26 protein-coding genes are annotated in these 24,326 nt (G+C 38.5%); 20 read left to right on the forward strand and 6 right to left on the reverse strand.

The features are described 5' to 3' along the window. Positions 1 to 8 precede the first annotated feature (8 nt). Complete coding sequence (locus J580_RS07350; protein WP_228131059.1) at positions 9 to 1,220, reverse strand: OprD family outer membrane porin; 1,212 nt, start codon at positions 1,218 to 1,220, stop codon at positions 9 to 11. 368 nt (positions 1,221 to 1,588) lie between these two features. Between J580_RS07350 and J580_RS07355 the strand changes: the two genes are divergently transcribed. The 5 genes from J580_RS07355 to J580_RS07375 are packed head-to-tail and all read left to right on the forward strand — an operon-like array spanning position 1,589 to position 6,478. Next, a complete protein-coding gene (locus J580_RS07355) occupies positions 1,589 to 2,839 on the forward strand; it encodes a dienelactone hydrolase family protein (protein ID WP_032003619.1) in 1,251 nt (416 codons plus the stop codon). Between the two features lie 12 nt (positions 2,840 to 2,851). Next, the gene (locus J580_RS07360; protein ID WP_032003620.1) at positions 2,852 to 3,637 is read left to right on the forward strand and encodes an SDR family oxidoreductase; all 786 of its coding nucleotides are present in this window, start codon (positions 2,852 to 2,854) and stop codon (positions 3,635 to 3,637) included. Positions 3,638 to 3,680: 43 nt separating this feature from the next. After that, positions 3,681 to 4,919 (forward strand): styrene monooxygenase/indole monooxygenase family protein, encoded by a 1,239-nt coding sequence (locus J580_RS07365; RefSeq protein WP_032003621.1) that lies wholly within the window; start codon positions 3,681 to 3,683, stop codon positions 4,917 to 4,919. Between the two features lie 28 nt (positions 4,920 to 4,947). Further along, positions 4,948 to 5,478, forward strand: a complete 531-nt coding sequence (locus tag J580_RS07370) for a flavin reductase family protein (RefSeq protein WP_032003622.1) — start codon at positions 4,948 to 4,950, stop codon at positions 5,476 to 5,478. Between the two features lie 52 nt (positions 5,479 to 5,530). Further along, positions 5,531 to 6,478, forward strand: coding sequence for a SphA family protein (locus tag J580_RS07375; RefSeq protein ID WP_032003623.1), 948 nt, complete (start codon positions 5,531 to 5,533; stop codon positions 6,476 to 6,478). 57 nt (positions 6,479 to 6,535) lie between these two features. Here J580_RS07375 and J580_RS07380 read toward each other — a convergent pair whose 3' ends face one another. The 4 genes from J580_RS07380 to antA form a co-directional block, all read right to left on the reverse strand. Beyond that, the gene (locus J580_RS07380; protein ID WP_032003624.1) at positions 6,536 to 7,594 is read right to left on the reverse strand and encodes an AraC family transcriptional regulator; all 1,059 of its coding nucleotides are present in this window, start codon (positions 7,592 to 7,594) and stop codon (positions 6,536 to 6,538) included. Positions 7,595 to 8,041: 447 nt separating this feature from the next. After that, positions 8,042 to 9,076: an anthranilate 1,2-dioxygenase electron transfer component AntC gene (gene antC, locus J580_RS07385; RefSeq protein WP_081403556.1), complete on the reverse strand. Its 1,035-nt coding sequence runs from the start codon at positions 9,074 to 9,076 to the stop codon at positions 8,042 to 8,044. Between the two features lie 5 nt (positions 9,077 to 9,081). Continuing rightward, positions 9,082 to 9,573 (reverse strand): anthranilate 1,2-dioxygenase small subunit, encoded by a 492-nt coding sequence (gene antB / locus J580_RS07390; protein ID WP_002113729.1) that lies wholly within the window; start codon positions 9,571 to 9,573, stop codon positions 9,082 to 9,084. A 2-nt stretch (positions 9,574 to 9,575) separates the two neighbouring features. Further along, positions 9,576 to 10,991 carry an anthranilate 1,2-dioxygenase large subunit gene (gene antA, locus J580_RS07395; protein WP_017403214.1) on the reverse strand — a complete coding sequence of 472 codons (1,416 nt, stop codon included), beginning with the start codon at positions 10,989 to 10,991 and terminating at the stop codon, positions 9,576 to 9,578. Positions 10,992 to 11,212: 221 nt separating this feature from the next. Here antA and J580_RS07400 point away from each other — a divergent pair, with 221 nt between their 5' ends. The 7 genes from J580_RS07400 (at position 11,213) to J580_RS07430 (ending at position 16,585) form a co-directional block, all read left to right on the forward strand. After that, positions 11,213 to 11,563 carry a winged helix-turn-helix domain-containing protein gene (locus J580_RS07400; RefSeq protein WP_000664122.1) on the forward strand — a complete coding sequence of 117 codons (351 nt, stop codon included), beginning with the start codon at positions 11,213 to 11,215 and terminating at the stop codon, positions 11,561 to 11,563. Positions 11,564 to 11,751: 188 nt separating this feature from the next. Beyond that, positions 11,752 to 12,537: a molybdate ABC transporter substrate-binding protein gene (modA, locus tag J580_RS07405; protein ID WP_032003626.1), complete on the forward strand. Its 786-nt coding sequence runs from the start codon at positions 11,752 to 11,754 to the stop codon at positions 12,535 to 12,537. Further along, positions 12,534 to 13,226 carry a molybdate ABC transporter permease subunit gene (gene modB / locus J580_RS07410; protein ID WP_032003627.1) on the forward strand — a complete coding sequence of 231 codons (693 nt, stop codon included), beginning with the start codon at positions 12,534 to 12,536 and terminating at the stop codon, positions 13,224 to 13,226. Before modA ends, modB begins: the two co-directional genes overlap by 4 nt. 4 nt (positions 13,227 to 13,230) lie before the next feature. Next, on the forward strand, positions 13,231 to 13,851 hold the full coding sequence (locus J580_RS07415; RefSeq protein WP_032003628.1) for an ATP-binding cassette domain-containing protein: 621 nt from the start codon (positions 13,231 to 13,233) through the stop codon (positions 13,849 to 13,851). Between the two features lie 359 nt (positions 13,852 to 14,210). Beyond that, the gene (locus tag J580_RS07420) at positions 14,211 to 14,981 is read left to right on the forward strand and encodes an SDR family oxidoreductase (RefSeq protein WP_002113769.1); all 771 of its coding nucleotides are present in this window, start codon (positions 14,211 to 14,213) and stop codon (positions 14,979 to 14,981) included. Between the two features lie 68 nt (positions 14,982 to 15,049). Continuing rightward, positions 15,050 to 15,712 (forward strand): isochorismatase family protein, encoded by a 663-nt coding sequence (locus J580_RS07425; RefSeq protein WP_032003629.1) that lies wholly within the window; start codon positions 15,050 to 15,052, stop codon positions 15,710 to 15,712. A gap of 471 nt (positions 15,713 to 16,183) precedes the next feature. Next, the gene (locus J580_RS07430) at positions 16,184 to 16,585 is read left to right on the forward strand and encodes a transcriptional repressor (RefSeq protein WP_005069251.1); all 402 of its coding nucleotides are present in this window, start codon (positions 16,184 to 16,186) and stop codon (positions 16,583 to 16,585) included. A gap of 66 nt (positions 16,586 to 16,651) precedes the next feature. Here the strand turns inward: J580_RS07430 and J580_RS07435 are convergent, their stop codons facing one another. Continuing rightward, entirely contained in the window at positions 16,652 to 18,442 is a 1,791-nt protein-coding gene (locus J580_RS07435) for a bifunctional metallophosphatase/5'-nucleotidase (protein WP_032003630.1), read from the reverse strand. Between the two features lie 248 nt (positions 18,443 to 18,690). On the opposite strand from J580_RS07435, the gene pqqA reads away from it, so the two are divergent. The 8 genes from pqqA to J580_RS07470 all read left to right on the forward strand — a co-directional run bounded on the left by pqqA (position 18,691) and on the right by J580_RS07470 (position 24,266). Beyond that, positions 18,691 to 18,765 (forward strand): pyrroloquinoline quinone precursor peptide PqqA, encoded by a 75-nt coding sequence (gene pqqA, locus J580_RS22945; protein WP_001982218.1) that lies wholly within the window; start codon positions 18,691 to 18,693, stop codon positions 18,763 to 18,765. Positions 18,766 to 18,839: 74 nt separating this feature from the next. Next, positions 18,840 to 19,751 (forward strand): pyrroloquinoline quinone biosynthesis protein PqqB, encoded by a 912-nt coding sequence (pqqB, locus tag J580_RS07440; protein ID WP_032003631.1) that lies wholly within the window; start codon positions 18,840 to 18,842, stop codon positions 19,749 to 19,751. Positions 19,752 to 19,759: 8 nt separating this feature from the next. Next, positions 19,760 to 20,518 (forward strand): pyrroloquinoline-quinone synthase PqqC, encoded by a 759-nt coding sequence (pqqC, locus tag J580_RS07445; RefSeq protein ID WP_002113690.1) that lies wholly within the window; start codon positions 19,760 to 19,762, stop codon positions 20,516 to 20,518. Beyond that, a complete protein-coding gene (gene pqqD / locus J580_RS07450; RefSeq protein WP_004792407.1) occupies positions 20,515 to 20,799 on the forward strand; it encodes a pyrroloquinoline quinone biosynthesis peptide chaperone PqqD in 285 nt (94 codons plus the stop codon). The genes pqqC and pqqD overlap by 4 nt, the downstream gene beginning before the upstream one ends. Beyond that, on the forward strand, positions 20,796 to 21,950 hold the full coding sequence (pqqE, locus tag J580_RS07455; RefSeq protein ID WP_032003632.1) for a pyrroloquinoline quinone biosynthesis protein PqqE: 1,155 nt from the start codon (positions 20,796 to 20,798) through the stop codon (positions 21,948 to 21,950). Before pqqD ends, pqqE begins: the two co-directional genes overlap by 4 nt. An 18-nt stretch (positions 21,951 to 21,968) precedes the next feature. Then, entirely contained in the window at positions 21,969 to 23,021 is a 1,053-nt protein-coding gene (locus tag J580_RS07460; protein ID WP_032003633.1) for a dipeptidase, read from the forward strand. Between the two features lie 579 nt (positions 23,022 to 23,600). Further along, entirely contained in the window at positions 23,601 to 23,777 is a 177-nt protein-coding gene (locus J580_RS22950; RefSeq protein ID WP_002113575.1) for a hypothetical protein, read from the forward strand. A gap of 252 nt (positions 23,778 to 24,029) precedes the next feature. Then, the gene (locus J580_RS07470) at positions 24,030 to 24,266 is read left to right on the forward strand and encodes a hypothetical protein (protein WP_017481147.1); all 237 of its coding nucleotides are present in this window, start codon (positions 24,030 to 24,032) and stop codon (positions 24,264 to 24,266) included. The last annotated feature ends 60 nt before the right edge of the window (positions 24,267 to 24,326 follow it).

Raw genomic sequence — 24,326 nt, forward strand, 5'->3', positions numbered from 1 at the left:
CTTATTCATTAAAATTTTTTGCTGTAATTGACGAAGAAACGGTTTTCAGAGAAATCGTTTCCATGTTTAACGTCGTAATTGATGAAGATGTACTGAAGAGCTAAGCCTTTGAGGAATGGCTGTTGAAGGGCATAATTGACAATAACGTTTGCTTCACTTTCTTTATTTTTTAAGCCATCTGCTGTTTTGAAGTGATCGCCATATACATATTTGAAAGTGGTATTTAGACCCGGCACATGATCTTTAAAGTCATAGCCATAGATGAAGTGATAGGACTTTTCATCTTGTTTGAAGAAACCAGTCGTGTTCCAGTTAATGAAATAAGTTTCAGGCAAGAAACCATCTGGTAACGGGTAAGCAGACTCACCAATAATTTGCTGATAACCCACACCAAAGCTGTGATTTTTTACTTTAAGTGTTTCTAGTAACCCTACGTTTTGTGCGTCGATGTCAAAAAGATTTCCATTATCTTTGGCATTGAAATATTTGAATTTTGAATTAACTGAAAAATTAGAATTTTTCCATATATGGTCAACGCCGACATAATGCTTGTTATATAAATCCTCCATATTTCCGAAGTAATATTCACCCTTCAGCGTAGGCGTAAATTGATAGCGAAGATCTATATAGTTAAGGCCGTCGGAGTAACCAGTCACACCTTTTGAAGTAAAAGAAAATCGATGAAAGTCTTCTTCATTTCGCGGTGATACTTTTTCAATACGGCCAATTTCTGCAAAAAGCTTATTGTTTAGCTGGCTCTTAAGATTAGCTCCCCAATAAGACGTCAGGAGTTGTCGGCTTGCATCTACAGTGGTTACGGGTAAATCCAGCCATAATTCACCAATGCTTAGTAGCGTTTTGTTATAGCCTAACTTTAAGGTTGCGCCATATTTTAGATAATCAGGTGCTTGTGATTGCGTGGCTTTATCAAAAGGTAATACCGTATCTGCAACATGTTTATCTTGGCTTAAACGAACTGCATATTGTGCTGAAGCATTTGCGCCAATTTGAATCGGGGTTCCTCCAATTTCTAACGGCGTATCATGCATATTTGAGTTGTAAAATAGAGAAACTGATTGTGACCAGCTACCTGTGTCTTTTACATCTGGATTGTCATAGTTTCTGTCTATATATGCATTTTTTGATGTAAATTTCCATTCTTCATCCGCTGAATAAGCCTGAGTAGAAAATGCACTACAACATAAAATATTGATGAGCATTAACGTTTTTTGTTGTCCATAAAGTGGCCATGGTCGATGCATAAATAAACGCCTTAATTTAGAAAATGACTGGGCTTTTTTTATGTAATCAAACGGATTACATGACTTGATTGAACTATTTTTAGCCAATCGTCACTATCCAATAAGTCCTAATCTTCATCCATTTTTTCCAAATTAGATAAAAAGCATTAATTTAATTTTTTAATTTAAACTTTTGAAATATAGGTGTTTCTTATTTTTTTAATTTTTATCCAGTTTGATTGATTTTGATAATTACGCAGAGATTGGATAGTGCTTGCAGCTTTTGGACAGTCTAAAAAAAAATTCGGATAGAAGATAAAGCCATAACAATGTCAGGAGTTGACACTATGGCTGGTCAAACCGTTCAAATTAAAACTGCATCTGGAAAGCAGTTCAGTGCGTATCTAGCGACACCAGAAACAGGAAAAGGACCTGGAGTGGTGCTTTGTCAGGAAATCTTTGGGGTTAATGCAGCCATGCGAGAAAAAGCAGAATTTCTTGCAGAAGAAGGCTATACCGTTTTGGTTCCTGATCTATTTTGGCGTGTAGCACCTAATATTGAACTCGGTTATACACCAGATGACTTTCAAAAAGCTTTTGAACTTTATCAGCAATATGATGAAAACCTCGGTGTTGAAGATATTCAAGACAGCTTAGCTTTTTTAAAGACACGACCAGAATGTGATACCTCTACAGGTCTCGGAGTGGTTGGCTATTGTTTAGGTGGAAAGCTTGCGTATCTGGCAGGTTGTCGACTTTCGGAAGTGGCATGTGCCGTAGGTTATTACGGTGTAGGCATTGAAAAAGCGTTAGATGAGTTAGCTAACGTAAAGGGTCATTTGGTTTTGCATATTGCAGAACTGGACCAATTTACACCGCCAGATGCGAGACAAGCGATTGTCGATGCAGCCAACCAATATTCAAATGTACAAACTTATGTTTATGAAGGTGTTGATCATGCTTTTGCACGCCCTAAAAGCAATCATTATCACAAACCTTCAGCACGCTTTGCCCACGAGCGTACAGTAACAGCTCTACATGACACGATTGGACCGAAATATGACTTAGTCGCGCTATGGGAAGAGCATATTCGTCATGAGTTTGATACGCGTGACGTACCAGCAACCATGGCAACAATGGTCGCAGAACCTTATGTCAATCATATTCCAACTTTGACTGGTGGTGTAGGCCAAAGCCAGCTTGCCCGTTTTTATCAATATCACTTTGTTCACCAAAACCCGAAAGATATGAAGATTACTTCAATCTCTCGTACTGTTGGCTCAACGCAAGTGGTAGATGAGTTCATTATGAGCTTTACCCACGATGCAGAAATTGACTGGTTATTACCGGGGGTAAAACCGACTGGTAAATATGTAGAAATTCCAATGTTAGGTGTAATTCAGTTCAGAGGTTCAAAGTTATGCCATGAGCATATTTATTGGGACCAAGCGTCGGTGCTCGTTCAAATTGGTTTATTAGACCCAACAGGCTTACCAGTTGCAGGTGTCGAGACCGCACGAAAACTTCTTGATGAAGATCTTCCTTCAAATACGTTGATGCCATCTTGGTCAAGTAGTGAAGGCAAACCAGTTAATTAAGGAGGATCTGCAATGAATATAGATTTAAAAGGAAAAGTCGCTGTGGTGAGTGGCGGTGCAACAATGATTGGTAAAGCTGTTGTACAAGCTTTGGTAAGTGCAGGTGCTCATGTCGCTATCTTAGATATTGATGCCAAAGGCAAAGCGATTGCAGAAAGCTTTAACCATGATGTGATGTTTATTCAAACCGATTTAACCAGCGATGTGGCTATTCAACAAGCTGTGGCAGATATTCACCAACATTTAGGTGAAGTGAGCTACTTGGTGAATTTGGCATGTACCTACTTAGATGACGGTTTTAAATCTTCACGTCAGGACTGGTTACAAGCACTCGATATTAATTTGGTCTCTACAGTTGAGCTGAGCCGTGCCTTATACCATGACCTAAAAAAGCAGCAAGGTTCAATTGTTAACTTTACTTCCATTTCAGCCAAAGTGGCACAAATAGGACGCTGGTTATATCCGGTTTCTAAGGCCGCGATACGTCAACTCACACAAAGCATGGCAATGGATTTTGCTGCCGATGGTATTCGCGTCAATTCGGTTTCTCCAGGTTGGACATGGTCTCGTGTCATTGCAGAAGTCAGTGGCAATAACCGTGAAAAAGCCGATAGCGTGGCAGCCGATTATCACTTGCTAGGCCGATTGGGTCATCCCGAAGAAGTCGCCAATGTTGTTTTGTTTTTATTGTCACCTGCTGCGAGCTTTGTCACCGGAGCAGATTATGCGGTCGACGGTGGCTATTCAGTGATGGGCCCTGAAGGATCACAGCCCGCTATTCCGCGTTTAGCCGAATAGCACAGCGTTTTAAAAGCACATTTAGAAAATTATGGAGAATATTATGCGCCGTATTGCAATTGTTGGAGCAGGACAGTCTGGTTTACAGCTTGGTTTGGGGTTATTAGATACAGGTTACGACGTAACCATGATTACCAACCGAACTGCTGATGAAATCCGTCAAGGTAAAGTCATGTCAAGCCAGTGTATGTTTCATACCGCTTTACAAACTGAACGTGACTTGGGACTAAATTTCTGGGAAGAACAATGTCCAGCCGTAGAAGGCATTGGGCTAGCTTTAGTTAATCCTGAAAATGGTGGTAAAGCATTTGAATGGAGCGCTCGTCTTGAGCGCTACGCTCAATCGGTCGATCAACGCGTCAAAATGCCATATTGGATGGAAGAGTTTGAACGCCGTGGTGGTCGATTGGTAATTCAGGATGTGGGAATAGAAGAGTTAGAACAACTTGCAAACGACTATGAGCTTGTATTACTCGCTGCTGGTAAAGGTGAGGTTGTTAAACAGTTTGAGCGTGATGATGCACGTAGTCTTTTTGATAAACCTCAGCGCGCTTTGGCGTTGACCTATGTCAAAAACATGAAGCCAATTTCGCCATACTCTCGTGTGACTTTTAATATTATTCCAGAAGTGGGTGAATACTTTTCATTTCCAGCACTTACAGTAAATGGTCCTTGCGACATTATGGTGTTTGAAGGTATTCCAAATGGGCCAATGGATTGCTGGCAAGATGTCAAAACACCTGAACAGCATCTGCAATGCAGTTTGGATTTACTCAAGAAATTTGTGCCTTGGGAATATGAACGCTGCGCGAATGTTGAGTTAACTGATGCTGGTGGATATTTAGCAGGACGTTTCCCGCCGACAGTACGTAAACCCGTTTTAACCTTACCCTCTGGCAAGAAAATTTTTGGTATGGCAGATGCCTTGGTGGTGAATGACCCGATTACTGGTCAAGGCTCAAACAACGCTGCTAAGTGTAGCAAAATCTATTTCGATGCCATCTTGGCTAATGATAATCAAAGCTTTAGCGAACAATGGATGGTTCAAACCTTTGAACGTTATTGGGCTTATGCAGAAAAAGTCGTGGCTTGGACCAATAGCTTGTTATTACCACCAGAGCCTCATGTCGTTGAACTACTAGCAGCAGCAAGCCAAAACCAGAGCATTGCTTCAATTATGGCCAATAACTTTGATGACCCGCGCTCTTTTGCCCCTTGGTGGTTTGATGCAGATCAAGCTCAAGCATTCTTGGACTCAAAAACCAGAGCAAAAGTAGCTTAAGGGCAAAACAGCAAAGGGAGAATTAAAAATGGACACAATTGAAACTTTAGCTTTACAAGCGATTAATGCGGAGAACCCAAGAGAAATCCGTAATTTACTTGGGCAATTCGCAACTGGCGTTACCGTGATTACAACTCGTGGTAAAGATGGTCGGAAAATAGGCATGACCGCCAATTCGTTTTCATCTCTGTCTTTAGATCCGCCATTAATTTTGTGGAGTCTATCAAAAACAGCGCCAAGTTTGTCTGATTTTGTAGAAGCTGAATATTTTGCCATCCACATGTTGGCGCAAGAGCATCATCAGCTTTCGGGGCATTTTGCTCGAGGTGCCGAAGACAAATTTGCAGGCATTGCCCATCAACAATGCAATGCTGGCGTTCCAATTTTATCCGATGCACTCGCAACTTTGGTTTGCCGCAATGTAAATCAATATGAAGGCGGAGATCACCTGATTTTTATTGGTCAAATTGAACAATACCAACAGCGCCAAGGTGAACCATTGGTATTCCACGCAGGAAAGTATCGGATTGCCGCTGAGCATCCAGAATTAGCAGGTTAATTCACCATAATCACGATCAATCCGGTCGTGATTTTTTATAGGAAATAAGAAGATGAAAAGCACTTTAATTAAACATGGATTTTTAGCAGGGACATTGTTGGGTTTGCCATTGGTTACACATGCCTATGATTTACCGACCGCAAATTTAGGCATGACCAGCTTTCTCGATGGCGGATTACCCGCAGGGCCTGGCTGGTATGCTCAAACCTATTTTCAAAATTACGATAGCAATAAACTGGTCGATGCCAATGGACAAAAATTAGGTTTACCTAAAACAGATTTAAATTATCAAGTATTGGTTGAGCAGATTAGTTATTTATCGAATATCCGAGTAAAAGATAAAGCCAGTTTAGGTATAAATTTTCTAATTCCTTTTGTCAGTAAAATGGACATGGATGATGGCTTGAATAATGCTGCCATTAAAGCCCAAAGTGGCTTTGGGGACATTATGATTGGACCTTTTATTCAGTTCGATCCAGTCATGGGTGCACATGGGCCGAAATTTGTACATCGTTTTGAGTTTCAGGTGAATTTACCTACTGGCGAATACGATCAACAAAAAGATATTAATCCAGGTAATAACGCTGTTTCATTTGATCCTTATTGGGCTGCCACATATTGGTTTAATCCCAAATGGACCGCTTCAACACGCATCCATTATCTCTATAACTTTAAAAATCATGACCCAAGCTCTGCTTTTGCTGGAGCAAATGATATGCAAGCTGGGCAAGCAATTCATGCAAACTTTGCAACAGACTATGCCATTACCGAACAGTTCCGCTTAGGACTAAATGGCTATTGGCTAAAACAAGTGACAGATACTGAAGTGGATGGTGAAAAAGTCAAAGGCCGACGTGAACAAGTGTGGGCTATTGGCCCCGGTGCGATGTATAGTTTTTCTAAAAATGACCATTTAGTTGCAAATGCTTATTTTGAGCAAGATGCTGAAAACCGCCCAGAGGGAACACGACTACAAGTTCGTTATGTCCATCATTTTTAAATTATAAAAAAAGCCTTTTATATCAATCAATATAAAAGGCTTTCGTCTATTTTAAACTTAAGAAAAAATTGAAGTAATTAAGCCTGAACCTTCACTGTGACCAGATCGACGAGTAGACGAAGGTAACTCCCCATAGCGGCGTTTATATTCTTGAGAAAAACGGCCTAAGTGAGTAAATCCCCATTTAAATGCAACGTCAGTAACCGATAGATTTTCATTATGCATCAGCTCTAAATGAGCTTGTTCAAAGCGTAATTCTTTTAAATAAGACATTGGGGTTGTCCCCAAATAGTTTTTAAAACCAGTAAATAGGGTTCTTACGCTCACGCCTGCATGCTCGGCCAGAATTTCGACGTTAAGCGGCTCGTGTAAATGTTCTTTTATGTAGGCTTCTGTACGCTTCACAAAATAAGGAGAGACTGTTTTTTCTTTATACTGATCTATTTTATGTAATGCATTATTGGGTTGGCCATAAATGAGCGCATTAAATAGATTTGACTCAAACTGTTTAAAGGCTAAAGGATGATGGAGTGGATGTTGTTCACAGCCCAAAGCATCCATCAATGTTCTAACGAGCTGTAAAAAGTAGGCTCCACTTTGTGTAGCAAAGTCTAATTTTGGGTCAAAAACAAGTAAGTTATTTTCTGAATCAGCAATATGTTGACGGCAATGGTAAGTAAAATCATCCTTTGAAACTTTTAAAATGAGCTGTGGTGAGTTCGCGTGCCAGCGCATACGTAAAGATTGCTGAGGTGAAATAAGAGAAGCAACTTGAGAATAAGAAATAAACTTTTGCGAACCAAACTCAATTTCTGCGTAGCCTTGAGTTGGAATTTGAATTAAGTAAAAGTTATCAAGGTGATCTGGTTCAATAATGACATCCGCACCATATTCCAAGCGACTAATAGACAGTGCGCCTGTTTTAACATGGTGCATGGTTGCACTGAAATCTCGCTTCTGCTGAGAGATTTTAAGATCATGCGGTTTAAAAATTTGCCCGACATTTCGGCAAGTTTCGCTTAAATCGTGGTGATCAAACACCAGATTATGATTGGTAAAGATAGACTCATTTTGAAAATGACGCCCACTGAGTTCTGGGGAGTTGGCTTGGTTCATATTTATCCCTTTTGGCTCACTCCTGTATTTACTGTGCAAAATATGTGAAACCTTAGCTTTGCAACACGTAAATACGGCACTTAAAAAAATTAAGTTACTCGCAAATTACAATGAGATATAAGCAAAATACAGACCAATTTATCCGTTAATTAATGTGATTTTCTCAAATTTTTAAGTCGGATTTTATCCTTCAATTTAATACATTCGAGAAATAGAATAAGGGGATATAAAAGGTGCTATAAGTTAATCTCATCATGATCTTATTCCTTAAGATCTATCAAAATTTATAGCAAATCCGAGTGAGCTGGTCAATTTATTTTGTCGGAATTAATTATTTTATATTATTGATATATAAAAACTTTTAATTTAAATGCAAAAATTCAATATACCCCTTGCAGAGTATATTGAATCATTTCACGTCTAGTAGTTTTTAAGCTATTTATACTTTTAACGTGAGGTATTGCTTTGTAAAAACTTCTCGCTATAGATACGATAGTTTTGCAAAGCTTGCTCATCCAACCAATTTTTAACGGCTTCAATCATTGGTGGTGGGCCACATAAATACATATCAAAAGCCTGCTCAGCCAGTTGATCTTTATTTAAGTGCTCGTGAATATAGCCTGCTTTACCTTGCCAAGCTTCCGTTGCCTTAGTCACAATCGGGGGATAACTAAAGTTGGGTAGCTGTTCAGCATAGGCATGTAAACGTTGTTGTTCACATAAATCGGTTTCATTATTTACGCCGTAATACAACTGAACGGCAGGTGAGTTCGGTTGATCCACCAAGTTATCTAGCATTCCCAAGAAAGCTGATAAACCTGTTCCACCCGCCACAAAAACCAGTGGTCGTTCTACTTCACGTAAGTAGAAACTACCAAGCGGCGCTTCAATAAGTAGGCTTTGTCCAACCTGACAACGGTCACGCAGGTAATTACTCATCACACCGTCTGGCAAGAGACGAATTAAAAACTGTAGTTGATTGGTTGCATTTGGTCTATTTGCAAAAGAATAAGAACGCCAATCTTCAGTATTCGGTATTTGCAAACGAGCATATTGACCCGGTAAAAACTGAAGCTGTTCAGCATGACTGCTCGCATCAAGATGTAAGATTGCTGTTGTTTCAGAAACCAGCTCAACCGCAGTCACTTTGGTTTCAATTTTTAAGGTATCACCAGCATTGCAAATTGCTGAATCGTGATCGAAATAAAAAGCTGCATCTGATTTCACACGTGTCTGGCAGGCTAACATTTTACGCTCAGCCAAATCACGCTCACTTAATGCATCTTCATCAACATATTCTTGTTCATAAATACCAGTTTCACACTGACCCTGACAGGTACCACAAACACCTTCACGACAGTCTAGCGGTAGGTTAATTCCTTGGCGAACTGCTGCATCAAGCAACAATTCGTCGTTATTTACCGAAATGAAAAAGGTTTTGCCATCGGCAAAGTTAAGTGCAACTGAATGTCCCATTTTCATTCCCCTTAAACGTGATAGAAGTCTAAAACGGAATCAATTTTGTCATTCAGCAAAATGCTGTGCTGACGACGAATGCGGAAACCATCTGCTGTTTGGCGTAAAAGATAAGTAGCGTGTCCGTAAAAACAGCCTTCTAAGCCTTGACGGTTATAAAGCGTTTGCCATGCAACTTTTGCTTCAATTAATCCATCATCCAATGTTTTAACTCGAATGTTATTCATGCTGTGTAACGTACGTGGTAACGGTGTTGCAGAAGCAGCTTTTCCTGTACGAATACGGAATACACGGTCTTCAAGTCCAGTACGGTCTGCATAATAGATATAAGACAAACCCTGATTTGGATCTTGAACATAGTTATGGTCATCAATCCACTGTGGAATATGATATTCACTATCTTCATCGTAAAGCTCTAGGTAGGCATCCCAGTCATAAGCGTCACAAAGTTCTGCTTTTTTGTACAAAAACTGAGATACAGCAAAATGTAGTTCTTGTGACATGGTTACACCTCATCCATTAGGGCATTGTTTTCAAAAGTAATATCTTGCATTTTTAGCGCTTTTTTATTTAAGCCGTCGAGCATTAGGCGTTGCCAGTGTCCATGTTGATTTACATAGAGTCCTTCGTGGGTAAACTCTCGGCCAGTAATGACGGGTTGAATGCCTAAATCTTGTGAGTTTTTAGTTGCGCCATATTCCCAAGACTGACAACCACGCGAAATATCGCTCCAACGTTCAAGTCGTGCTTGGAAACCCTTTTGCTGTTCACGGAATTCAACTAAATCGTCTGGTGTACCAAGGCCCGACACATTAAAGAAATCTTCAAACTGGCGAATACGGTTACGGCGCGCTTCAGCAGATTCACCTTTAACACCAATACATTGACTGATGACTTCGGTTTTATTCCAAGCGACAGGACGAACAATACGAAGCTGTGAACTAATTTGGTCCATAAAAAATAGGCTAGGGTACAAGTTCAAGTTTCTTAAACGATGCATTGCCCATTCGGCATATTTGTCACCATATTTTTCGACCATATACGGCATAACTGTGCTGTAGCCCGGACGAACAGTTGGGTTCGGCATGTCACTAAACAGCACGCTATGACCATTTTTGAAACTAAACCAGCCATCGTCAGTTTCTGAGTCACCGGCACCTAACTTGCTATAGTCAAGCGTATCGAGTTCTTCACCTTTTGATGCATTGACTTGCTGACGGTGTTGGACTGTAGAGACATAGTTATAGTGAACGGTACTGACATGGTAACCATCTAGGCCATTTTCATTTTGTAGCTTCCAGTTACCTGCAAATGTATAAGATGACTTGCCTTGAAGTACTTCGAGTTCACCTGTTGGCGACTGATTAACCATTAAATCAAGGAACAGTTTTGCATCGCCCAAAAAGTCTTCTAGAGAATCTGTTGCTTGAGTATCGAGGCTTACAAATACAAATCCACGGTAGCTGGCAATACGGCCTTGTTTTAAGCCTCGGCTTGATTTATCAAAATCTTCACAGTACTCGCTAGGTGCTTTGACTTTCACCAAGCGGCCATCTGACTTATAACACCAAGCATGGAACGGACATGTAAAGGTTGACTGGTTGCCTTTAGCAACGCGTGTTAAAGTCGCTCCACGATGCTCACAAGCATTGACCATCGCGTGTAATTCGCCCTTACCATCACGGCTCACAATAATCGGTTGGCGACCAATTTGAACTGTTAGGAAATCATGATTGTTTGGAATCTCACTTTCGTGACATGCATAAATCCAAACCTTTTCAAAAATAAGTTCCATTTCCAAGTCAAATAGTTCAGGCTCGGTAAACATATTACGTGCAATACGAAACACGCCATCGTTAGGACGGAAGTCGATACATCCATCTATAAAATCATTCCATTGTTTTAAATTAGATGAGGTCATTGCTCAATCCTCCAATCAATCAGCTTTTAACTGATTGAACCGCGATTAGGCCTTAGCCTCTATCCGTTTTTTCCAGATCTTTATCCACTTTGTGCAGTTTTGATTTTTTGATCGAACTCTTTTTAGGAAAGAGTATAGATTTAAAAATTCTATGTGTTTTAACCTATCAAAGTTCCTTATAATGTTAAGGAGCATAAAATGAAATTTTGTGAACTAAGTCTATGAAAGAACAAAACTTAAAATTACAAATTAGAATTCTTTTAGAGCAAAATATTGCATTTGGTCCGGGTAAAGCAGACTTACTTGAAGCAATTGAGAGAACTGGTTCGATCTCACAAGCCGCAAAATCTATGAATATGAGCTACCGCCGTGCATGGCAGTTAGTCGACACCATGAATCAATGCTTTGAAACAGCTTTAGTGGAAACGCAAACAGGCGGAACACATGGTGGTGGGGCAGCTGTCACAGCTTTGGGCCAGAAAGTCTTACAACATTACCGCCAAATGGAAATCAATGCTCGACAAGCCTTAGAACATGATTATCAAATTATGAGTAGCTATTTAAAAGGTTAAGATAAAAGATTGCTTAGGCATGAAATCTTTTAATTTGGTATAGCTTTTGCTTAATCCAAAGTACATGCTGAAAAAGCACTGCTGCATTACAGTCATCTATATTTAACGAATTATGCTTTTCATAATCTTCGTGTAGCGCTATATTCTTGGGTATATATCGCTGCAAAAACGACAAAAAGGTAAAAATAATGGTAAGTGATACGAAGATAAAAAAATTGGCTTTAGCCTGTTCAGTCCTCAGCATCGGATTGGTCTTTAATATCTCAGCCAAGGCTGAATCGGTTACCGTTTATGCAGCAGCAAGCTTAACGAATGCAATTAACGATTTAGAAAAAATTTACGAAAAACAGAATAAAGTAGAAGTTAAAACTTCTTATGCAGGATCATCGACCTTAGCTAAACAAATTGAAGCTGGGGCACCCGCAGATATTTTTATTTCAGCAGATACTCAGTGGATGGATTATCTGCAAAATAAAAAACGAGTTGCAGCAAATAACCGTATAAATTTATTAGGTAACCGTTTGGTTCTAATTACCCCTAAAGGGCAGTCACTAAATATAAAACTAGATAAAACTACCGATCCAAATAAAGTGTTTATAGGAAAGGTTTGTACAGGGGATACCAAAGGTGTGCCTGTAGGAAAATATGCTAAACAAGCTTTTACTAATTTAGGTTGGTGGAGTCGTATTGAGCCAAAATTAGTCGAAACAGAAGATGTTCGGGCGGCATTAAACTTTGTTGCGCGTGGTGAATGTCAGGTCGGTATTGTCTATGCAACCGATGCAGCGATTAGTAAAGACGTAAAAGTAGTTGGTGTATTTCCGGAAAATACACATTCGCCAATTATTTATCCTGTAGGGTTGATTAAAAAGAACCCAAACTCAACAACGTTCTATCAATTTTTACAAAGCAATCAAGCCAAAGTAGTCTTTAAAAAATATGGCTTTAGTATGTTGGCTCCAGTCAAGCCATGATGTTTTCTTTAACCCCAGAAGAGCTCAGCGTTCTGCTACTTTCTTGTAAGGTGGCAGCAAGTTGTCTTGTGGTCAGTATTATTCCTGCAATTTGTGTGGGATGGTTTTTGGCACGTAAAGAGTTTTGGGGTAAGTCATTTATTGAAACATTGGTGTTTTTACCTTTAGTGCTACCGCCAGTTGTACCTGGTTATTTGCTTTTACAAGTTTTTGGCAGTCGCGGCATTATTGGGCAATATTTGGCACCGATCGGAATTGATTTTGCATTTAACTGGAAAGGCGCTGTTCTTGCTTCGGCAGTGATGGGTTTTCCGCTTTTGGTGCAGTCTATTCGTTTAGCAATTGAGTTGGTCGATCAGCGTTTAGAAATGGCAGCAAAGACATTAGGAGCTTCATCTTTAGGGGCATTTTTTCATGTCACTTTGCCTCTTGCCAGCAGTGGCATTTTAATTGGAGCTATTTTATGTTTTTGCCGTAGTTTAGGGGAGTTTGGGGCCACCATTACCTTTGTAGGTAATATTGCAAATGAAACACGGACTTTGCCTCTAGCCATGTATAGCTTAATGCAACAACCCGATACCGAGGCCGCTATTCAACGGCTTATTGTTTTATCGTTGAGTGTGGCTTTTTTAGCGCTATGGTTTGCACAGTGGTTTCATCGTTATCAAAAGAAGCGCTTAGGGCGGTAAAATTATGTTGATTGATTGCCGTTTTGAGCTACAAATGGGCCAATTTCATATTGAACCTAGTTTCCAGTCAGATGCTGCTGTTATTGGCTTATTCGGTGCATCGGGTTCAGGTAAAACATCGATTTTACATGCCATTGCAGGGCTGAACACACCGCGTAGTGGGCTCATTAAAATACAGGATCAAACATGGTTTGATTCAGATCAAAACATTAACTTGAGTACCCAAAAGCGGCATGTTGGATTGGTTTTTCAAGATGCTCAGCTTTTTCCGCATAAAACGGTAAAGCAGAATTTATTATTTGGTCTTAAGCACCTGTCCCAACAAGAACGTCACTTTGAAGCAGATTACATTATTGAATTATTAAAGCTAGGGCATTTATTACAACGTATGCCTATCAAACTTTCAGGTGGGGAAAAGCAGCGCGTGGCACTAGGTCGAGCATTGTTATATTCACCTAAGCTGTTACTGCTTGATGAGCCTTTATCAGCATTAGATGCGAATCATAAAGCTGAAATTATTCCTTTTTTTCAGAAAGTAAAAGAGGAAATAAAAATTCCAATGATTTATGTGAGTCATGATATTCAAGAGATTAAACAACTGACTGAAACAATGTGGATTCTATAATTTTTCATTTTTTATACGCATTTCCAAACTTATGAAAGTCCGAGTTATCGAGGACTCATTCTGAGCCTGCTGGAGATTGAACCCTAAAAAGTTACTAGGTTTGATAAACCATAAATCTGATATTAGCCGAATAAATCAAAAGCCACCTTATTGAAAATGATTATTAATAATAAAATATTTTTGATCCCTAAATTCTATAAAATACATATAAAACAATATCTTAATTTATAATTTTAAGCTCTAACTCATTTGTATAAGATCATAAATTAATCTTTTATCTTAATTTGCTCTTGATAAGAATGATAATTATTTGCAATTATATTTATAGATTTCTTTATAATATAAATTGGAGTATCCACATGCGCTCTACCATCGTGGTCACAGGTGCTGCAAGAGGGATAGGAGCGGCTATTGCCAAGCAACTACTAGATCAGGGCTATCATGTTATTGGTATTGACCGACAAGAAAATCCTAAACAATGGGATATCAGCAAAACAATAACGCCAGATCAAACTTCACAATGGCAAGGCATCTCACAAGACATTACCCACCAACAAGAAACACAAACTTTAATTTCAGAGCTTTTAGAAAGATACGAAATTACGGGGTTAGTAAATGCAGCAGGAGTATTAATTATGCGCTCCATGCTTGAAGCCAAAACGGAAGATTGGGAAACACTTTTTGCGGTCAATGTCATGGCACCTATTGCGATTAGCCAACAAGTTGCTAAACATTTTTGTGCAAAAAGGCAGGGCAGTATTGTCACTATTAGTTCAAATAGTGCACGCATGCCGCGTATGCAACTTGGTATGTACGCCACCACTAAGGCCGCACTGAGTCATTTTTGTCGCAATCTGGCACTTGAAATTGCACCTTATCAAGTCAGGCTAAATATTGTTTCACCAGGATCTACTCTCACTCAAATGCAGCAACAACTCTGGACTGATAATACACCTCCACCTGCAGTAATTGATGGTGATTTGAGTCAGTACCGAACAGGTATTCCCTTAAGAAAACTCGCGCAACCAGATGATATTGCCAATACCGTGATCTTTTTACTTTCGGACCAAGCTGCCCAAATTACGATGCAAGAAATAGTGGTAGATGGGGGAGCGACACTTGGGGTTTAAAGATTACTTCAGCACAACAACCATCTGAAATTAAAAAATATTTTGAAAAATAGAAAAGGAAAATACTAATGAGTATTCCAAAGATTGCAAGTTATAGTATGCCCCAAGCCCATGAATTTACTCCCAACAAAACAAATTGGCCATTGCATACCAATCGAGCTGTTTTATTGGTTCATGATATGCAGCAATATTTTTTAGATTTCTATGACTTGACTCAAGAACCTATTCCAGAACTCATTAAAAACACCAAAGCATTAATTGACGCCGCTCATCAATCTAATATTCCCGTTGTTTATACAGCACAACCCGGCAATCAATCACCTGAACATCGACAATTATTAACTGATTTTTGGGGACCTGGTTTAAAGAACGAGCCGAGCTTTACGCAGATTTTGCCAAAAATTTCACCTCAAAAAAATGATACGGTTCTTACCAAGTGGAGATATAGTGTTTTTAAATTTTCACCTCTCGAACAACTCATGCGGGAGTCTGGTCGCGATCAACTCATTATCTGTGGTGTATATGCACATATTGGTTGTTTAATGAGTGCTGCGGAAGCATTTATGCTAAACATACAGCCATTCTTATGTGGTGATGCACTAGCTGACTTTAGCCGAGAAGAGCACGATATGGCGTTAAAATATGCTAGTACACGATGCGCTCAAGTCATGACAACACAACAAGTGATTCATGCATGGATGCAAGAACAAGATGTACTATCTTTAGCATAATAGTCATTTAACTTATTCTATTTAAAATATAAAAAGCAGATCATCGATCTGCTTTTTATATGGGTGGAAATGAATACTTATTTAGTAATATATAATGGTTATCATTATGTATTTGATAATTACTTAATATTGAATATTAAAACTTATATGTATATGATACACCGCTAAACACAAATGATAATATTTATCATATGTTAATCATTATATAGAATAAGGTCGGAAAATGACTTAATGAAGAGGGTCGCCATATGGTTCAGCTCAAGAATGCTTTTATTCACCAAGCGCGTACATGTAGATAGTGAGGTAGGAATAATATTAAATTATTCAGAAACTTATAATCAGCTCAAAGCTTATTTATAGGGTAATAAGCTCTGATTTATACATCAAATCATTTCCATAATTTTCAAGTAAGTATAGACAAAATAATTTTAAAAAATTTCTATATTTTTTCAACATTAAGGTTAATTAATCATGACAGCAACTTCAAAATCATTATTAAATGGACTACCCATAAAAAAATCGAGAATACAGGTTTTTGAAATTTTAAATCAAAATCCACAAGGCTTAAGTGCTGTGAGTATTTATACGCAAATTAAAAATGAACATAAAATAACGCTAGGAACGATTTATCGAATCTTGTCGGAATTTGAAAACCGTAAACTCATCAAAAGGGTGTTTTTAGGAAAAAGCAAAAGTATTTATAAGCTTAGAAAAGACAAGATGAGTTGTAACCTCATTTCGCTCAAAACCTCTGAAGCCTTGAACTTTGAACATGACAAAGTTAAAGAATTACTTCATGAGGTTACTGATATTATTTTTGCAAATACCGGAGTCGATATCAGTAGTGTTGAGCTCAATCTATATACCGAATAAAAATCTTTTAAACTGCCATAAAAATAAAGGACAGCATCATACTGTCCTTTATTGTCATTAAATCAGTTACTTGATAACTTTAATTCGAGTCGTAGCTGGAATAGTTAAAGGTGAATCTTTAGAGTTTTCAGCAACATAGTTTTCAAGCGCATCAATATCTTGACCACCACCGACACGGTTTTGGCCTTCTTTTAATACCGTAAAGTTGTCACCACCATCTGCCAAGAAGCTATTTACCGTCACGCGATACACTTTAGTGTCAACCAACGGCGAACCTGCAATCATAATATTACTTGCTCGTGGTGAAACAGATGTATTTGCCGCATATTGGTAACTTAACTCCTTAGACGGTTGTAAAATTCTAGGCGAATTTGCATTTGCACCAGACCATTGCTGTTCAAGCACATCTCTAATCTGTTTACCGGTTAAGCTCAACGTCACAATAGAGTTACCGAATGGTTGAACCGCAAAAACATCGCCAAAGGTAATCTGGTTATTACTATTAATAAATAGATCAGCACGCACACCACCTGGATTCATTAACGTAAAGTCTGAGCCTTGATTACTTGCTTTTAAGGCAGCCGCTTGTTGAGCATCGGCAATCATAATACCTAGCGGACTTTCACCACTTTCGACTTGAGTACGGCTCACAACGGCAGTAGATGTACCAACCACACGACTTGAAATGGTGGTCACAGCTTGGCGGTATTTATCTAAGATTGCTTCAATGCTTGGGGTTTTACTAAATTTTTGATAGAGATCGGTAAGGCTTACCGTGGTTGTACCGGATGTATATGCTTCACTTTGTACAGGAACCTGTTTCGCATCTTTTTTAATGACATCACCAGTTTTACCATCTAATTCAATCTTGATGTCAGTAATGAGCGTGCCATATTGTCCAGCTGAAGTAAGTAAGAATGGTTTAGCCGGATTTTTTGTTGCATAGTCACAAATATAAGATTGATGTGTGTGACCTGAAACAACAATATCAACTGCTGGATTAAGCTTATCCAAAATTCCTAAAATCGGACCACTTAAACCATCACATGTTTTTTGATTGAGCTTCGTACTTGGTGCCGCACCTTCATGGACAACGACTACAATAGCTTCAATTCCTTGTTTTTTTAATTCAGGAATCAGGGCATTTACTGTATCTGCTTCATCACGGAATTCAACATCTTTAATACCTGCCGCAGAAACAATACTTGGCGTCGCTTTAAGAGTTAAACCAATAAATGCGACTGGAATTCCGCCATAAGTTTTGACTTTATAGGCTGGGAAGATCGTTTTACTGGTGTCATTTTTCATTGCGACGTTAGCAGCAAGGAAATCAAATTTTGCACCGCTAAAATTTTTATTAATTTGACAAGGTGCAGTGTTGGTATATTGCTGACATCCACCATTTTTTAAACGGCGTAATTCGTCTGTACCACGGTCAAATTCATGGTTACCGACAGCATTAAAGTCAATTTGAATATCATTCATGACTTCAATGGTTGGTTCATCTAAAAATAAAGAAGAGGTAAGAGGAGAGGCGCTAATTAAGTCGCCTGCCGAAACCACAGCATTATTTGGATTTTCTGCTTTAAGTTTTTTAATCGCATCGGCGAAGTAACTCACTCCTCCTACAGGAATACGAACAGATTGAGCAGCGTCATTTGGATTTGGTGCCTCGACATAACGCTTAGGTGGCTCAAGATTTCCGTGAAAGTCATTAAAAGCTAAAATATTTACGGTTTGATTGCTTCTTTGAGCAGGTGGTGCTGTGTCATTATCATCATCGTCATTACATCCCGCCAATAATGCTACAGCCAGAGAAAGTGTTGTTACTTTAAAAAGTATTGTTAAATTTTTCATTTTTTTATCATTTGATCAATTAAGACGGATAAAAAATACGCTTTTAGTATGAATGTTTGATGAAAGACCCAATAAGTAAATATGTTCGAAATATTAAAATTTGGACAAAAAACACAATTATCGAACAATATCTTAGCTAGGGGTGGTCTACAAACCCAATTTTTTTATTTAGAATAAATTTTTAATTGCCTTATAAATCTTAATCAAGTGATTCATTTCATAAGATTAATATGAACCGGAGATAATTTATGCAATGGACTAAACCAGCTTTTACTGATTTACGCATTGGTTTTGAAGTTACAATGTACTTTGAAGCACGTTAATCAGTTTCATCAAATATGTCATAAGCCCTAGTCTTGTTCTAGGGCTTATCTCTTTCTAATAAGATATTAATTTTATGTATATTTATGTTTTAGGTTCAGCTGCCGGAGGCGGGTTTCCGCAGTGGAATTGTAATTGCCCGAATTGTCATGGTGTGCGCACAGGTACAATCCAAGCCAAAGCCCGTACTCAATCATCGATTGCTGTTTCTGAAAATGGAACAGAATGGGTTTTATTAAACGCGTCACCTGACATCCGTCAGCAACTCTTCGAATTTAAAGCAGCGCAACCAGCGCGTAAATTGCGTGATACAGGAATAACAAGCGTTATTTTAATGGACAGTCAGTTAGACCATACCACTGGGCTTTTAACCTTACGTGAAGGTTGCCCAATGAATGTATGGTGTACAGCAATGGTCCACCAAGATTTAACGAGAGGCTTTCCAGTATTTAATATGCTCAAACACTGGAATGGCGGTCTTCAATACAATGAAATTAATCCTAAACAAGCTTTTAAAATTGATGGTTTCGAAAACTTAGAATTTTTACCCTTAATTATTAAAAGTGCAGCTCCACCATATTCACCGCATCGAAATGACCCACATGACGGCGACAATATTGCTTTAATTATCAAAGATCATAAAACACAAAAGCAGTTATTCTATGCACCGGGTCTTGGAAAAATTGACGATCAAATCATGCAGATTATGCAGAGTTCAGACTGCGTCATGATTGATGGTACGCTTTGGACAGACGATGAAATGCAACAAACAGGGGTTGGAACTAAAACTGGCCGTGAAATGGGGCATTTATATATTAGTGGCGAGGGTGGTTCACTGTCTTATTTAAATCAGCTGAGTACACCTAAAAAAGTGCTGATTCATATTAACAATACCAATCCAATTTTAAATGAAAACTCTAGCCAGTTTGCTGAACTTAAAGCAAATGGTGTAGAAGTTGCCTATGACGGCATGCAGATTGAACTCTAAGGTGAAACATGACTCAAACACCTGAAGCTTTAACAACCGAACAATTTAAACAAGCCATTATCGATAAAGGCCAGTATTATCATATCTATCATCCATTTCATGTGATGATGTATGAAGGTAAAGCGACCCAGCAACAAATTCAGGCTTGGGTTGCAAACCGATATTACTATCAAATTAATATTCCGCTTAAAGATGCGGCGATTATGGCAAATTGCCCTGATCAGCGAGTCCGTCAAGAATGGATTCAACGCATGATCGATCAAGATGGTGAATATCCAGATGGCGGTGGTCGAGAAGCATGGCTACGGTTAGCTGAAGCTGTGGGCTTGAGTCGCGAACAAGTTATTTCTGAAGAGTTAGTTTTACCGGGCGTTCGCTTCGCGGTAGATGCCTATGTAAACTTTGCACGCCGTGCTTCATGGCGTGAAGCAGCAAGCAGCTCTTTAACTGAACTTTTTGCCCCACAGATTCATCAGTCACGACTTGATTCATGGCCGCAGCATTATCCATGGATTGATGATAAAGGCTATGAGTATTTTCGTTCTCGTTTGAGTCAGGCACGTCGTGATGTTGAACATGGTTTAACGATTACGCTTGATTCATTTACAACTTTTGAGCAACAAGAACGAATGCTTGAAATATTACAGTTTAAGCTGGATATTTTATGGAGCATTTTAGATGCTTTAACTTTGGCATATGTTCACAATGAAGCACCATATCACAGCGTGACAAGCAAACGAGTTTGGCACAAAGGACTATTTAAATGAATAAAGAGCAGTTTGATTTAAACCTTGTGCCAACATGGCGACAAGGTTACCGTTTTCAGTTCGAGCCAGCTCAAAATGGTTTTGTGATTTTATATCCTGAAGGCATGATTAAGTTAAATGAAAGTGCAGGGGCAATTGGACAATATATTGATGGGCAGCAAAATGTTTCTGCAATTATTGCTCAGTTAAAGCAAAAATTTGGTGATATTGCTGAGATAGATCAAGATGTAGTGGATTACATGCTGGTCGCAAAGCAGCAACACTGGATTGATTTAGTATGACAGAAGGTGTTGGCCTGCCTTTATGGTTATTAGCGGAGTTAACTTATCGTTGTCCGCTACAATGCCCATATTGCTCAAACCCCTTGGACTATGCTCAGCATAAAAATGAACTAACCACCCAAGAGTGGTTTGACGTTTTTGATCAGGCGCGTCAAATGGGTGCTGTTCAACTTGGTTTCTCTGGCGGTGAACCACTGGTACGTCAAGATTTAGAACAACTCGTTGCAAATGCTCATCAACAAGGGTTTTATACCAACCTCATTACCTCTGGTATGGGCCTTACCGAACAACGTATTGCCGATCTAAAACAAGCGGGTCTAGACCACATTCAAGTGAGCTTTCAAGCTAGCGACCCTGTGGTGAATGATGCCTTGGCAGGTTCAAAACATGCTTTTGAACAAAAATATGAAATGTGCCGATTGGTTAAGAAATATGATTATCCAATGGTGCTTAACTTTGTTATTCATCGACATAACATTGACCAGATTGAACAAATTATTGAACTTTGCCTTGAGCTCAACGCAGACACAGTCGAGTTGGCAATTTGTCAGTTTTATGGCTGGGCTTTTTTAAACCGCCAAGGTTTATTACCCACACAAGAGCAACTGACACGAGCTGAACGGATTACCAATGAATATCGAGAAAAATTAAAAGCGCAAAATCACCCTTGCAAACTCATTTTTGTAGTGCCTGATTATTATGAAGAACGACCAAAAGCCTGCATGAATGGCTGGGGTAAAATCTTCTTTACGGTTGCTCCAGATGGTATGGCGCTACCTTGCCATGCAGCACGACAACTGCCCATTTCGTTTCCAAACGTCCTCGAACATAAATTGTCAGATATTTGGTACAAGTCAACTGGATTTAATCATTTCCGTGGCGATGCATGGATGCCAGAAGGGTGCCGTAGCTGTCCCGATAAAGATCGTGACTTTGGCGGATGTCGTTGTCAGGCCTATATGTTGACTGGAGATGCGGCTAATGCCGATCCTGTATGTGGGAAATCGCCGTATCATCAAATGATTGAACAAGCACGGGCAGAAAGTCAGTTGGTTGCACCTCTACAAAATTTAGTCTTCCGTAATAGTAGAAACTCTAAATCTTTAAGCGCCACACAAAATATTCCAGTCCACACAATTACAGACATATAGCAATTAACAGGAATACTTATGAAGCCTTGCCATATTCCAGTTTTTGATGGACATAATGACGCATTAACACGTTTATGGCTAAGTGACCATCCAGATCCTGTACATGCTTTTATTCATGAACGTTTAGTAGGCCATCTTGATTTAAAACGCTGTCAAGAAGCTGGTTTTATTGGTGGAATGTTTGCGATTTTTTTACCGCCATATAGCTATGTGCAACAGCATCATTCCAATAAATTATTTGATCAGAATGCTTCTGATTTTACGCAACAGCAAATTGAACAAATTTGCTTGGAACAACTCGATTTAGCTCACCAACTTGCTCAGTATTCTAAAATTATTAAAATCTGCACCTCGGCTCAAAATATTCAGGATTGTTTAGCAGAGCAAAAGCTAGCAATTGTATTGCATATGGAAGGTGCAGAAGCTTTACAACAAAATCCTGATTTACTCGATGTATTTTATGAAAGAGGCTTACGTAGTATTGGCCCCCTGTGGAATAGACCTAGCCGCTTTGGACATGGTTTAAATGCTAAGTTTCCGCACTCACCTGACACTGGGGCAGGTCTCACGAGTGATGGCAAAGACTTTATAAAACGCTGTGCCAATAAAAAGATGGTGATTGATGTTTCACATATGAATGAGAAAGCTTTTTGGAATACTGTAGATATATTGCAGCAGCCAATTGTAGCAACACACTCTAATTCACATGCTTTATGTCCTCAAGCTCGCAACTTAACTGACCCACAACTTAAAGCAATAAGGGAAAGTAAAGGGATGGTAGGCGTAAATTTCGATGTCGCTTTTTTACGGTCGGATGGACAACGCAATGCAGATACATCGATTGATGTAATTTTGGAACATTTAGAATATTTAATGGATCATTTGGGCGAAGAACATGTGGGCTTTGGTTCAGACTTCGATGGTGCACTTATAGGTACTGAACTTGAAGATGTGACAGGCCTACATCGCTTAATTGAACGTATGCAACAGCATGGTTATTCTAAAACACTGATTGAAAATATATGCCTTAATAATTGGGTGAGGGTGCTTAATAGAATTTTTGGTCAATAATGAATGTCTAAACAGAGTTAATCTACAGAATCATAACTATTTTTTTATTGGCCGAAATGACTAAAAAAAATACAAACAGTTTAATTGTCAACCATTCGGTATATTCACTACACTCAACCTTACTGAATGTAAGAACATTTGGTATTTCAGGTCTTTTGTGGTTTTCACATCACCCATTTCTTTATGAGAAGTAGAAATGGGTTTTTTCTTATCCTAATTATATAAACGTGACAGTCATCACAATAATCGCTAATTATTGGTAAAAACCCTCAATCCCATCTTGACTAAAAGTTCAGCATTAAATACATTTGTAATGTATTTTTAAAGATAATAAGATTGCCTAAAGCGATTCATAATACTGCTTAATCCTGAAATACAGTGAAAAGCCTATTCTTTTTTAGAATAGGCTTTTTGCTTTGTATCAAAATTTATTTTTCGGGATTATTTTACTCTTCAATTAACATAAAAAATAAACACCTTACAAAAGCGGAGCAAATCAAAGCCGTTAAATAACAAATTTTATGCTATTAATTTAAGCTAATTTCTCAAAAGTTACTCCGTTAATCGAAGAGGTGCAAAATGTTAAAGTCAATTATAGTATTGGGAACAGGTATCGCGATTGGGATGTGCATGTACAAGAAAAAGCAGAAAAATAGCAAAAGCTTTACCACAGATAGCGATACAGACTCATTGATTAGTAAAGACACTGCTAAAAATAAAGATGATGGTTCGCTGGATAACGCAGTACAAGTTTAGAATTAAATAAAAAGGGTTCAGTTAATGAACCCTTTAATTTTGATTAAAAGTAAATTTTTTAATAAGTAATATTTACATTGAATAGATTAACTTAAAAATAATATTTAAATTAAATAATCACTCAACTATTCATTTAATTATTACAAAAATATGATTAGAACAAAGAAAACACTTTCATTATTAAAATTTACATATTGTATCAGTGCAATCTTTATTATTGTCGATGCGGATAATAAAAAAATGGAGACTAGTATGTCAAAACGCCATATCTTAAAAGAAGTGAATGCTAAAAGTATGTGTGGTATGGAAATCGTTGTCGAACAAATTTATGAAAATATCAATGAAAAAAACTTTGTAGACGTTGAACTGGAACAGAGTTGGTTACCACTTTCTAAAATTGTGATTTCGGATAAAGTCATCAATTTAGATCCAGATAATAGCTTTGCTCATCCAAGAACAGGTAAAGTCTTTAAAGTCCTTAATTCTTAATCGTTTTTCTGTCAGTAGACTTTTCATATTTCTAAGTCATTGAGGCGAAACATAGATACG

The sequence above is a fragment of the Acinetobacter sp. 1542444 genome (genome assembly GCF_000581835.1).
GTDB lineage: Bacteria > Pseudomonadota > Gammaproteobacteria > Pseudomonadales > Moraxellaceae > Acinetobacter > Acinetobacter pittii.